Below are 12,921 nucleotides of genomic sequence, written 5' to 3'. Positions count from 1 at the left end.
AATCCTTATTGTTGTATTTGCTACCAAATTGGAGGGTTTATCAGCCGAAAAATAGGTATGATACCAGGATAGCCGCAATTACGCCGGCCAAGTCGGCAATAAGGCCAAAGGGTATGGCATAACGGGACTTTTTGATGCCCACAGAACCGAAATACAAGGCAGCGATGTAAAATGTAGTATCTGCCGAGCCGTTAAAAACAGATGCCAGGTGGCCGGCAAAACTATCAACTTTAAAAGTGGTCATGATATCGATGCTCATCGCCTTAGATCCCGAACCACTCAGGGGTTTCATATAGGCTACAGGCATAGCATCAACAAAACGCGTATCGAGGTTTAATTTGGTTACTACCCATCTTAGCCCATCGTTCAAAAAGTCTAAAGCGCCGCTGGCCCTGAAAACGCTTATGGCCACCAGCATCGCCACCATATACGGTATTATTTTTACGGCCACATCAAAACCCGCTTTGGCACCATCAATAAATATTTCAAAAACGTTCAGCCTTTTTCGTATTCCCCCCAAGATAAACACCACCGGTATGCAGTATAGCAGCACATTGCTCACTATTTTTGATACGATAGAGATTTGCTCATGCGTTAGCTGCGTGGTAAAGTACCATACCACCGCCGTTATGAAAGCTGTTAAGCCGCCAAGCCAGGCTATGATAACTTTGTCCCACAGGTTTATTTTTTGTTTCACCGCTACTATAAGCAAGCCAACAACGGTTGCCACGTAAGTTGCCAAAATACAGGGCAGGAAAACATCGGCCGGGTCTTTGGAATGTAGGATAAACCGTTGCGCAATTATGGTAACGGGCAATAATTGCAGGCCGGAGGTATGCAGCACCAAAAACATGATCTGTGCATTAGAAGCGGTCTCTTTGTCCTCATTAAGTTCCTGCAGGCTACCCATGGCTTTTAAACCAAGCGGGGTAGCGGCATTATCCAGACCCAGCAGGTTGGCCGAAAAATTCATCATCATTTGCCCGTTGGCCGGGTGGTTTTTGGGTACGCCGGGGAACAGGCGGCTAAGAAAAGGGCCAACTATACGGGCCAGGAAATTCATGGCCCCGGCACGTTCGCCGATGTTCATGATGCCTAGCCACAAAACCATATTGCCGGCAAGGGGCAGGGCAATATCCATTACGGATGCCTTGGAGGAATTGAACATGCCATCAACCAAAAGCTTAAAGGCATCTACATCGCCCAAAAAAATAAGCTTGCAAAGCGCTATAACGAAGGCGATGAGGAAAAAGGCTATCCAGATGTAGTTAAGGGCCATAGTTATATTTAAAGGCTTGAAGTTAATTTTTTTTGGATAATTTATGCAGGAATGAGGATATTTAAATGATTTTTAAAACCGATAAATACCTTTTATGCCGAATGTAGCCGGGCAATTAGATGCCGCCATCAAATATTTTTTGGATAACGATGCCGCCGGGGTCGACTGGCAGAATACCGTGCCGACGGGTAAATGGAACAATACTCAAATCATCGGGCACCTGATAGATAGCGCTCACATTAACCTGCAACGCTTTGTACGCTGTACCTACCAAGAACGCTTTAAACTGATTTATTACCAGGAAGAATGGGTGCAGGCGCAGCACTACGCCGATGCCGACCCGCAGGAACTTTTGTTGCTATGGAAACTGGTAAACAAACAAATTGTACGCGTGCTGGCCAATTACCCGGCCGATAGGTGGCAAGTAACCTGCGATAATAACCGTGGCGAACCTATTTATAATACGGTGGCGTTTATTGCCGAAGATTATATAGCGCACATGCAGCACCATTTAAATCAATTGAAATAGTATGCCGACAGCAGGTTATTCGGGCACGCCGCTGGCGAAGAAACTGGGGATAAAGCCGGGTTTCCGGGTGAGGCTGATCAATCCGCCTGCCCATTATTTCGATCTGTTTACCGATTTGCCGCCTGATATTTTAATGTTAGATGATGGCGCGACGGCTGTGGACCTTATCCACTTCTTCACGAAAGAAAACAACGAATTAATAGAACTTCTGCCCGCACTGAAACAGCAAATTACGCAGGACGGCATCATCTGGGTATCGTGGCCTAAAAAGGCATCTAAAGTTGTAACCGATGTTACCGAAGATAAAATACGCAACTACGCGCTGCAAATTGGATTGGTAGATGTAAAGGTTTGCGCGGTAGACGAGGTATGGTCGGGCTTAAAACTGGTTTTCAGGCTGAGGGACAGAGCAAGAAAGGAATAATATCGAACACCGAATTTCGAACTCCCAACGCTGAAGTACTCCTGCCAGAAATATTTACTTCATTATTCGATATTCAGCATTCGGTGTTCGATATTGTTTTCCCGGAGAATCTCAAGCATCCATTTCCATCCTAAATCTCACATCTCATATCTCACATCTCAAATCTATAATCTATTTTTGCCTAATGAGCATTTCGGTACAGGGCCTTACGAAAATTTACGGGCAGCAAAAGGCTGTAGATAACATTACGTTTACTGCCGGGCCGGGCGTACTGGGTTTTTTAGGGCCAAACGGTGCGGGAAAATCTACCACCATGAAAATGCTTACCTGCTTTATCCCCCAAACATCGGGCGCGGCTACGGTTTGCGGTTTCGACGTAAGCAAGCAACCTTTAGAGGTAAAACGAAACATTGGCTACCTGCCCGAGAGCAACCCGCTGTACACAGAAATGTACGTAAAAGAGAGCCTGGCCTTTGTTGCCGGTATTCATAAACTGCATGCACCTGAAAAACGCATTGCCGAAGTATTGGAGCAAACCGGCCTGGGCCCCGAACAGCATAAAAAGATAAACCAGCTATCGAAGGGGTACCGCCAGCGTGTGGGCCTGGCGCAGGCTATACTGCACAATCCACAGGTGCTGATATTGGATGAGCCCACTTCCGGCCTCGACCCAAACCAGCTCATCGGCATCCGCCAACTGATAACCGATCTGGGAAAAACCAAAACCATCGTGCTATCAACCCATATTATGCAGGAGGTTGAGGCTGTTTGTAACCATGTCATCATCATCAATAAAGGCAATATCGTGGCCAACGATACACTGCAAAACCTGCGCAAAAACAATAACAGCAAAACGCTTGAGAATATCTTTATTGGCCTCACCAATAAATAGACTGTAATTTAATATACTAAATATCAGGTATTTATATCGCTACGAATTTTTCTGCACACAATTGGCGTAAAGTTGTGTTTAAACAAAACGTCTGCAAAAGACAAAAAGCTGCGCAGCAGAAGGTACCCTGCAAAGCAGCTGTAAATGTTTATTACAATTTAAAATTACCATGAAAAAAGTATTATTACTCTTAACCGTTTTAAGCGGTTTATCAATCGGAGCGTTCGCGCAATCATCATCGTCAAACGGTGGCAAATTCAGTATCGGTTTCGAAGGCGGCGTACCGGTAGGTAACGCTAAAGACGCTTATAACGCAGTTGTTGGCGCCTCGCTTAAATACGATCATAATATTGCTGCGGGTACTTACCTTACCGGTTCAGTTGGTTACAGTGCGTACCTTGTAAAATCGGAGTTCAAAGGCATAGCCGGTTCTACATTTGGCGCTATCCCGTTAAAGGCAGGGCTGAAGTATTATTTTGGTAGCGGCTTTTACGGCGAAGGCCAGTTAGGTGCTGCATTTATTACCGAAAGCGGCGGCGGTACAGCATTTGTTTACTCTCCGGGCGTTGGTTATGATTTTGGTAGTGGTGTAGACTTGGGTTTACGCTACGAAGCCTGGTCTAAAACTAATACCATCGGCCAGGTTGCCGTACGCTTAGGCTTCAGTTTTTAAGCAGGACAGCGAAAATAATATAAAACGGCCCGGTGGGAATATTCTTACCGGGCCGTTTTGCTTTTTTTAAGAGCATAAGCAGTGTTAAAAAATGCGCAATTGGTGCATTATATTCGTAATTTCGGCGTTGATAACTGCAGAGTAATACCTTATATGAAGAGATTCTTACCCTTATTATTTTTGTTTTTTTATGCAGCAGCCTACAGTCAAACCCAAACATCTCCCCAAAAAGCTTTCAGCATAGGGTTAGATCTGGCAATTCCAACCAATAGTATCTATAGCATCGGCTTTGGCGGCTCGGGCAAAGCCGAGGTACCCATTGTGGGTGCGGCAAGCCTTACCTTTACAGCCGGTTACACCAGCTTATATTTCAAAAGCTCGTTGCTGGGCAGCGCGCAATCGCAGCAACCCAGCGGCTTTGTGCCATTAAAGGCCGGCGTAAAGTATTATATAAGCGAAAGCTTTTATATAGAGGGCGAGGCCGGCACATCCATAGAAACCAATTACACTAAAAACAAGCTGTTTGCATTTGCCATTGCGCCGGGTTTTTTGCTGCCTATTAATAAAAACTCTGCTGTAGATTTGGGTTTCAGGTACGAGAACTGGGGCAACGGCCGCGTACGCCAAACCGGCATAAGGGCGGCGTACCGTATAAGCTGGTGATTAAATAATTGAATATTTTATATAATATCCCATATAATGGTATTATATTTCCAAAGTTTTTTAATAAATGCTACAAATGATGAAAAAATTACTAACTGTCGCTTTGATGCTAATTGGTTTTTATGCACAGGCTCAGGAGCGGACAACTGTATTCGAAAAATTCACTAATCAGCGGGCGATTGGCATAGGCGCTACCGGGTACCTCCCATCGGGCAACGTATTTAAATATGGTTACGGGGCCTCGGTAAAAAGCGAGTGGCCAATAGCACAGGATCTGAGTGTTACCGGTACAGTAGGGATTGCCCGGCTTGATTATAAACATATTTTTAAAGAAGAGTTGCAGCCAACCAAGGCAGCTACGTTTGTACCTATAACAGTGGGTGCCAAATACTTCTTAGCCGACGATTTTTATTTTGAAGGCAATGTTGGCGGAGGCATCTCATCAGACTATACACGAAAAGATGGATTTTTTGCCATAGAGCTAAGCGCCGGATATCAGTGGAAACTAAGCAAATCAGGTAGCTTGGATACTTCTGTTAGTTATTTGAACTGGGGTAATAACGACCACCTTAAACTAGTAGCGCTTAAAGTTGCATATAGGGTTCAGTGGTTTTAAGTATTTGCTATAAACATTGTTTGTGTTAATGCCTGGAAAATTAAACGCTGCARCATATTCGTGCGTTTAGTGAAAATTCAAATCGTAACTTTGGCATCCTGATTATAGTTTAACCAAGCGCGAAACAGTGTTCCCTATCTTAAAAAAAGAAATTACCACCTACTTAAGTTCGTTGGTGGCCTATGTTACCATCGGCGTTTTTTTGCTGGTTTTAGGCTTGTTTTTATGGGTATTCCCCGATACCAGCATACTAGGCTACGGCTATGCCGGGCTCGAGAGCCTTTTTAGCACTGCGCCTTACTTGTTTATGTTTTTGGTGCCGGCTGTTACCATGCGCTCGCTTGCCGAGGAACGCCGGGAGGGAACTTTCGAGTTGTTGCTTACCCGCCCGTTAAGCTACCTGCAAATTGTATTGGGTAAATATTTAGCCGGCGTAGTGATCGTGCTTTTTGCACTGGTACCTACCCTGGTTTATTACTACAGCGTGTACACGCTGGGCGCGCCGCAGGGCAATATAGATAGCGGCGCGGTCATAGGTTCGTACATCGGCCTGTTTTTATTAGGCTCATCTTTTGCGGCTATTGGTCTGTTTGCCTCGTCGGTAAGTAAAAACCAGGTGATAGCCTTTACCATCGCCGTATTCCTTTGCTTCTTTTTTTACAGCGGGTTCGATTCGCTTAGCGGCTTGTTGTCCTTACAGAGCCTTGGTATCCAGTCTCTGGGTATTACGGAGCATTACAATTCGGTGAGCCGCGGCGTGCTGGATACGCGCGATCTGGTTTACTTTGTGGTGCTTGATGCTGCATTTATTATGCTCACCATTTTTGTATTGCACAGGCAGCAGCAAAAAAAGTTTATCAATACCGTTTTCTTAAGCACTATCGGTATCTTGTTCGCGCTCACGCTGGGCAGCCAAAAGATGTTCACCCGTTTCGATTTTACCAAAGAGAAGCGTTTTACCATATCGCCTATCAGCCGCGCGGTTTTAGATAGCCTGCCCGCCGACGTTAACGTTACTGTTTACCTACAGGGCGATGGTTTTCCCGGAGGCATCAAAAGGCTGCAAACTGCCACCAAAGATATGCTGAGCGATTTGCAGGCCTACAGCCATAACAAACTCAGCTTTGTGTTTTTAGACCCATTGAAGGGGCTATCGCAGGAGGAACAACAAAAAACCGTTACGGACTTGGAAGGGCAGGGGGTATTTGCGCAAACACTCAGCGTAAAAAGCGATGATGGCGTGCAATCTAAAGTGATGGTGCCTTATGCGCTGGTGAGTTATAATGGCAAAGCCATCCCGGTAAAGCTGCTGGAGAACCAAAGCAACCTGGATACCAGTCCCGAGGAGAAACTGAACAGCTCCATCCAAAACCTGGAGTACGCCTTTACATCGGCCATCAAAAAAATAACCACCGGGGGCAAACGCCGCATAGGGTTTACCGAAGGGCATAAAGAACTTACCGACCTGCAATTGAACGATGCCATGCGCAACTTATCCGACGGGTATTTGGTAGGCAGGATAAACCTGGCGACCATCCCTTTCGATAGTCTGCGCAAATTGGGGCTGCTAATAATTGCCAAGCCTGATAAGCCTTTTACCGAACAAGAAAAATTCAAGGTAGACCAATACATTATGCGTGGCGGCCGCGTACTGTGGGCCATTGACCAGGTAAGCGCCGAACTGGATAGCCTGCGCGGCAAGGGCAACCAGGCCCTGGCTTTCAATAAAGAACTTAACCTCGACGACCAGCTGTTCCGCTATGGCATCCGCATCAATTATAATTTAATTGCCGATATCAACAGCTCGCAAATACCCGTTACCACAGGTGATGTTGGCGGCACGCCGCAGATACAATTGCTCAACTGGTTGTTTTACCCGGTGTACATTCCACAGTCTACCCACCCGATAGTGAAGAACCTGGATGGCATTACCAGCCAGTTTGCCAGCACCATTGATGTGTTGGATACCAAGGACGTGAATAAAACCGTGCTGCTGAACACATCTCCTTATAACAAAGAGATAAAAACACCGCACCTTATTTCGCTGATGTCGTTGCGCGATGAACCCGACCCTAAGGAGTTCCAAAGCCCGCAGAAGATAACGGGGGTATTACTGGAAGGGAAATTCGTATCAGATTTCCGCAACAGGCCGGTACCCGATAGCCTGGGCGAAAAGATAGCTTCGCTGCCAGAGAGCAAGCCAACCAAAATGATAGTACTGAGCGATGGCGACATCCTGCGCAACCAGGTTGGTGCCGATGGCTCGCCCTTCCCGCTGGGGTATGACCGATACACCAAGCAAAGCTATGGCAACCTGGCACTGCTGATGAACATTGCCGATTACATGGCCGACGATTCGGGCCTGATATCGCTGCGCAGCAAAGAAGTGCAGATACGCCTGCTGGATAGGGCGCGCATTCGCAGCGAAAAAACGTATTGGCAAATCATCAACAACATCGTGCCGATAGGGATAGTGTTAATATTCGCTGTTTTTCAACATTATATCCGCAAGCGGAAGTATGCACGGTAAATGCCTCACCATCCAATCGCTTTATTTTGCTGCACATAGTTCAGCGATTGTTAATATTTCTCTTAGTTTTCAACATTGCTTTCATATAAGAAAGTATGCACGTTAAATTTTATACTTTTGGTTTACTAAAAGAACTAACCAATTATGAGATTCATAGTTTCCACATCAACCTTACTTAAGCAACTGCAAGCTGTAAGTGGCGCGCTTAGCAACAGCACCGTGTTGCCTATTCTGGAAAACTTTTTGTTTGAGATAAAAGACGGGAACTTAACCATTTCTGCCACCGACCTGCAAACCAGCATGACCACCTCTTTAGCTGTTGAAGCCAAAGAGAATGGCCGCATAGCCATACCATCGCGCATATTGCTCGATACGCTGAAATCATTGCCAGAGCAGCCGGTATCCTTTTCGGTAGATGATAAAACCTTCGCTATAGAAATAAGCGCCGGCGACGGTAAATACAAACTAAGCGGCGAAAACGGCGAAGATTTCCCTAAGATACCTGTGGTAGAGAATGCATCATCGGTAAATCTGCCCGCATCTGTATTGGGCGAGGCTATCAACAAAACCATCTTTGCCGTAAGCAATGACGAGCTTAGGCCGGCCATGACGGGCGTATACTGCCAGCTAAGCAGTCAACACCTTACCTTTGTGGCCACCGATGCCCACAAGCTGGTGCGTTACCGCCGCAAGGATGCCAAGGCTGATAGCACCACATCATTCATCCTGCCCAAAAAAGCGTTGACGTTACTGAAATCGGCCCTGCCAGATAGCGATGTAAATGTATCTGTAGAATATAACAGTACCAGTGCCTTCTTCAAATTCGGTAACATCAACTTGGTGTGCCGCCTGATAGATGAGCGCTACCCCGACTATGAAGCCGTTATCCCCAAAGAAAATCCTAACAAGCTGGCTATAGATCGCCTTGCACTGTTGGGCACCCTTAGCCGCGTGGCTATATACGCTAACAAAACCACCCACCAGGTGCGCTTGAAAATAAGCGGTAGCGAACTGAACATATCTTCAGAAGATATCGATTTTGCCAACGAGGCGCACGAACGCCTGAGCTGCCAGTATGAAGGCGACGACCTGGAGATTGGCTTTAACGCTCGTTTTCTGATTGAGATGTTGAAGAACCTAAGCTGCGAAGAGGTATCGCTTGAAATGTCGACCCCAAACCGTGCAGGTTTACTGCTGCCACAAGGCGGCGACGAAAACGAAGATGTACTGATGCTGGTAATGCCGGTAATGCTTAACAGCTATGCATAATATTGATTAGAGGATGAAGTTAAGGTAGGGTGACAGCCACTGGCCATCATTTAACCGCTTATCTCCAACCTCTAATCAACCCAAAACGAAAAGTCTGGCCTGCAAAAGCCGGACTTTTTTGTTGAAAGGATACCAAAAACTGCCTTTATACAGTTATTATTGCATCTGCTAACACATATGAATTTTAAGACAGCTGTTTTTGTACTCTTTGCAACCCTGGCCATAGCTGCCTGCAATAAAGGCGACGATAGCGTGCCGGCCTCCTCTAAGCTGACTACCACCCTCAACGTGGTAAACACCACCACCGATACGCTTAATTATTACCTCAACGGTAGCCGGGTAAACACCACTTCGTCATTATACCCCTTCGGCAATACCGGCTATCTGAATGTAAATTACGAAGACCAGGACTACCAGTTTAAACGCCTGGGCAATGCCGACGTATTATTTAATATATCTTTGGCACTGGATACCAGCAAGGTTTACTCGCTGTTTGTGGCGGGTCGTGCTGCCGAGCAAACCTTTACTACGCTTGATACCTTAACCGCCGATACAGCGGGCCGTGCGCGCATACGTTTCGTAAACGCCTCGCCCGATGCAGGCAACCTGGATGTAATGATAGGCGATACAGTTAACTTTAAGGTGAGGGCGTACAAATCGGCGTCGGTGTTTTTGCCGGTGGGCGTGGGTATCAAACACGTCAGGGTGTTTCAATCGGGCAGCACCCTTGCTATATCCGATACCTCGCGCACCTTAGTTGCCGGCAGGGTGTACACGCTTTTTGCCAGGGGCAAGCTGGCAGGAGTGGGCGGCGCCAAATTCGGTACGGGGCTGATGGTTAATAAATAGTTTCGATTAATAGGGATGAACAATCATAACAGCAGCATATTAAAGTACCTGGGCCTGGTTATAGGGAGCTTGCTTCTTGTGTCGCAGTTGGTATCGTGCGGTAAAGATAACAGCACGTCGTTGGGTACCGATAACGGCTACCTCAACATTGTGAACCTGAGCCCCAACATGAACCCGGTAAACTTATACGCCGAATACATAAAACAAGGTACAACCCAATACCGGTACCCCAACCCATCGGGCTATTTTTTGATGAATATCAATGATACACCCTTACAAATACGCCCCGCGTTAAGCACTACCAGCAGCCAGGTAAACCTGGTTTCGCTGGATAGATCCTTAAAAAAGAATGTGCGCTATACATGGTATTTAACCGGATTAAAGTCTGATAGTGCGTTTACGTATATCTTTACGATCGACTCTGGCGCAACGCCGGCTGTAGGGCGAAGTAAAGTGAGGCTGGTGAATGCATCGCCGGGCAGCGCCGGCTTAAATATCACCGCCAACGATTCGGAATTGTTCCCAAACATACCCTACAAAGGCGTGAGCGATTACCGCGAAGTAACCTCGGGCTCTTACAATTTTAAGATAAGTGCCAGCAACGCACCCGGGATTATACTAACTACGCTTAAGAACACCACTGTGCTCGATGGTAAACTTTACACCATTTACGCCTACGGCCTGCCCAATCGTACCGATACGGCCGCCTTTAGTGCCGGCATTATCCTGAACACCATCCCCGATAAAAAGTAGGGAAAAAAGGCACCAGTTGTGCTTAATCTTGCTATTTTTGGATAAAAATTAAAACGCTTTGGAAATAATACACGGCCTGATAGACTTTATACTGCATATTGATAAGCACCTTTCGGATATAACCCGCGATTACCAGGGTTGGACCTACCTCATCCTATTCATCATCATATTTGCCGAGACAGGATTTGTGGTTACTCCATTTTTGCCCGGAGATTCGCTGCTATTTGCAGCGGGAGCGCTTATTGCGGGCGGCGCATCGGGCCTTAATGTAAACCTGTTGGCGGTGATACTCATCATTGCGGCATTTGCCGGCAATACGGTAAACTATATGCTGGGCAATTACCTGGGTGCAAAAGTTTTTAAGGAAGAGAATAAGATACTGAAGCTAAGCTACTATTTGCAAACGCAGGCTTTTTTTGATAAGCATGGCGGCAAAGCCGTAATATTTAGCAGGTTTATGCCCATTATACGCACCGTAGCACCATTTGTGGCCGGGGTAGGAAAAATGCCATTTGGGCGATACAGCCTCTACAATATCATCGGCGGCCTATCATGGATAGTGCTTTTCCTTTACGGCGGCTACTTGTTTGGCAATGTAGACTTCTTTAAAAAGAACTTCTCGCTGGTGGCTATCGGCATTGTGCTGCTTTCTATATTGCCGCCTATTGTTGCGGTAATAAAAAGCAGGTTTACAAAAAAGGAAGAGGCCAAACCTGTTCAGTAGCCGCAAAAGCTATTGTTCGGTATCTACTATCAATTTCCCGGCTTTGTTGTAGTAATGGGGTTTGCTCCATCCGGGTGTCTTACTCAACCTTCGCCATTTTTTCAACGTCAACACGCCTTCGCTGCCCCGTGATGTTATCATGTCGACATAAAAAACCTGGTAGGTTTTAGGTGCAACATAAAAATGGAAGATGGTACGCATCATGTCGTTATCCCCATAGCCCACTTGTGCCCAATAGTATTTACGCCCTGGTTCTGGTCCGCCGTTATACACAATGGTTGCGGCTTTTGGGGCGTATCTGAAAAAACCTTTTACTTCGGGCACGGCCCGTATAATAGCCACTATTTTCTTCTCATATCTATCGGGAACTTCAATTACCCGCGACTCCGCAGGTTTGGCGGGGAGTAGTATTATCGGCGATTGCCCCAAAACGGGTAGGCAATAAAATAAAATAAGCAGGCAAGCGACTGTTTTCACGTAACGTTATGGTTTCCCTAAAATAAACACTTTGCCGCCCCTGTACAATGCTTCTTCCTTATTTATTTGTTGTTTTTGGGTTGCGGTTAAAGGGTTTGCAACTAGCTTATCCAGGTTGGGCTGCCCGGCATCTACCCATGCCGAAAACCAAAAGCTGCCTACACTTAATATCGATTGCCGCATTTTGCGCTGCACCATGCCGGCCAGCATTTTATGGTATGCTTTGCTGTATGCTGCCGAGTACGCCTTTACCATGCGGTTGCCCCGTTGCTCCATGGTGTATTTGGTGCTGTCGGTAAAGCGTTTGTTAAGTAGTTTCTCAAATTTCAATACCGAATCGGCGCTTTTAAAGCTGGCCCGGCAAATAGCGAAGGCCTCGGCCTGCGGGTTGGCGATGTAGCGTGCTTTACCTACGTAGTAATTGTAATGATTGGCAAAAAGCTCTGGCAGGCGGCTTTCCCAAAGCGAATGGATGCCGTTTTGGCCCGTTAGCTGCCCATCGTAATTTTGGGTGAGGTGCAGAGGCGTATGCGCGTCTGACACGTAGTGCCCCAAATTGGCCGATAGGGTGAGGATGGCGGTGGTATCGTGCCGTTTGAAGGCTTTTACCAGCCAGTAATAGTTGGAGGTGATAACCCAGGGCAGGGTACCGTATTTGTTGAGCGTATCGCTGCTGTATTTGGCTGCCGCATCTATCCAGTGCTGCGGCATGGCTTTAAAGGGGTGTTTGCCGTAATGGTCGGCATCGAAGAAATGGTGCGGGGCCTCAGTAGAGTCGATATAGCGCTTTTTATCGGCGCTTACGGCGTGTTCGGTCAGGAAATCGATATTGGCCCTGTAAAAGCCGGCCATGCTCTTAGGTAGCGTAAAAACTGCCAACCGGTGTATGCGGTAATGCGCAAAGAAACCCCAGGACGTGCAGAGGGTAGTGATGATAGAGGCAATGAGAAAGAGTAGGAGGGGGCGCTTCATTAAGGTTTTCTGAACTCGAATTTTAAGAATTAACGAATTTACAGAATTAGGAGAGTACCTTGCATTTAATTCAAGAAATTCCATGAATTCTTTAAATTCGAGTTCAGACAACCCGCGTTAGTGAAGTCTGGCCGGAGATCCGGTTGGTTTAGTAAGGGACAGATATTAAATTTGATAAAGCTTTAACCGGAAGTAACAGAGCTACAAATTAGTGTTTAATACCTGATAGTGAATCTTGTTCCGGCTGTTTAATGAATGGTTTATTGGTGAT

The 12,921-nt window shown here is 46.4% G+C and carries 14 protein-coding genes; 11 read left to right on the top strand and 3 right to left on the bottom strand.

Features of this window, described 5'->3' with window-relative positions; translation table 11 throughout:
* Positions 1-40: 40 nt before the first annotated feature.
* Positions 41-1,279 (bottom strand): nucleoside recognition domain-containing protein, encoded by a 1,239-nt coding sequence (locus AC1DYT_RS10625; RefSeq protein ID WP_477469591.1) that lies wholly within the window; start codon positions 1,277-1,279, stop codon positions 41-43.
* Positions 1,280-1,373: 94 nt separating this feature from the next.
* On the opposite strand from AC1DYT_RS10625, the gene AC1DYT_RS10620 reads away from it, so the two are divergent.
* The 11 genes from AC1DYT_RS10620 (at position 1,374) to AC1DYT_RS10570 (ending at position 11,201) form a co-directional block, all read left to right on the top strand.
* On the top strand, positions 1,374-1,808 hold the full coding sequence (locus AC1DYT_RS10620; protein WP_477469590.1) for a DinB family protein: 435 nt from the start codon (positions 1,374-1,376) through the stop codon (positions 1,806-1,808).
* Between the two features lies 1 nt (position 1,809).
* Positions 1,810-2,232 (top strand): DUF3052 family protein, encoded by a 423-nt coding sequence (locus AC1DYT_RS10615; protein ID WP_477469589.1) that lies wholly within the window; start codon positions 1,810-1,812, stop codon positions 2,230-2,232.
* A 184-nt stretch (positions 2,233-2,416) separates the two neighbouring features.
* Positions 2,417-3,124 (top strand): ATP-binding cassette domain-containing protein, encoded by a 708-nt coding sequence (locus tag AC1DYT_RS10610; RefSeq protein ID WP_477469588.1) that lies wholly within the window; start codon positions 2,417-2,419, stop codon positions 3,122-3,124.
* A 169-nt stretch (positions 3,125-3,293) separates the two neighbouring features.
* Positions 3,294-3,797, top strand: coding sequence for a hypothetical protein (locus AC1DYT_RS10605; protein WP_477469587.1), 504 nt, complete (start codon positions 3,294-3,296; stop codon positions 3,795-3,797).
* A gap of 153 nt (positions 3,798-3,950) precedes the next feature.
* The gene (locus tag AC1DYT_RS10600; protein WP_477469586.1) at positions 3,951-4,460 is read left to right on the top strand and encodes a hypothetical protein; all 510 of its coding nucleotides are present in this window, start codon (positions 3,951-3,953) and stop codon (positions 4,458-4,460) included.
* A 76-nt stretch (positions 4,461-4,536) separates the two neighbouring features.
* The gene (locus tag AC1DYT_RS10595) at positions 4,537-5,076 is read left to right on the top strand and encodes a hypothetical protein (protein WP_477469585.1); all 540 of its coding nucleotides are present in this window, start codon (positions 4,537-4,539) and stop codon (positions 5,074-5,076) included.
* A gap of 127 nt (positions 5,077-5,203) precedes the next feature.
* The gene (gene gldG / locus AC1DYT_RS10590) at positions 5,204-7,606 is read left to right on the top strand and encodes a gliding motility-associated ABC transporter substrate-binding protein GldG (RefSeq protein WP_477469584.1); all 2,403 of its coding nucleotides are present in this window, start codon (positions 5,204-5,206) and stop codon (positions 7,604-7,606) included.
* Positions 7,607-7,750: 144 nt separating this feature from the next.
* On the top strand, positions 7,751-8,875 hold the full coding sequence (gene dnaN, locus AC1DYT_RS10585) for a DNA polymerase III subunit beta (RefSeq protein ID WP_477469583.1): 1,125 nt from the start codon (positions 7,751-7,753) through the stop codon (positions 8,873-8,875).
* Positions 8,876-9,052: 177 nt separating this feature from the next.
* Positions 9,053-9,724, top strand: coding sequence for a DUF4397 domain-containing protein (locus tag AC1DYT_RS10580; RefSeq protein ID WP_477469582.1), 672 nt, complete (start codon positions 9,053-9,055; stop codon positions 9,722-9,724).
* Between the two features lie 15 nt (positions 9,725-9,739).
* Positions 9,740-10,477: a DUF4397 domain-containing protein gene (locus AC1DYT_RS10575; protein ID WP_477469581.1), complete on the top strand. Its 738-nt coding sequence runs from the start codon at positions 9,740-9,742 to the stop codon at positions 10,475-10,477.
* A gap of 58 nt (positions 10,478-10,535) precedes the next feature.
* Entirely contained in the window at positions 10,536-11,201 is a 666-nt protein-coding gene (locus AC1DYT_RS10570; protein ID WP_477469580.1) for a DedA family protein, read from the top strand.
* Between the two features lie 9 nt (positions 11,202-11,210).
* Here AC1DYT_RS10570 and AC1DYT_RS10565 read toward each other — a convergent pair whose 3' ends face one another.
* Entirely contained in the window at positions 11,211-11,678 is a 468-nt protein-coding gene (locus AC1DYT_RS10565; protein WP_477469579.1) for a hypothetical protein, read from the bottom strand.
* A gap of 6 nt (positions 11,679-11,684) precedes the next feature.
* A complete protein-coding gene (locus AC1DYT_RS10560) occupies positions 11,685-12,650 on the bottom strand; it encodes a zinc dependent phospholipase C family protein (RefSeq protein WP_477469578.1) in 966 nt (321 codons plus the stop codon).
* Positions 12,651-12,921: the final 271 nt, after the last annotated feature.

Source organism: Mucilaginibacter sp. P1_D10 (assembly GCF_056406215.1).
The sequence above is the reverse complement of the archived record's forward strand: the minus strand, read 5'-3'. Positions and strand labels throughout refer to the sequence as shown.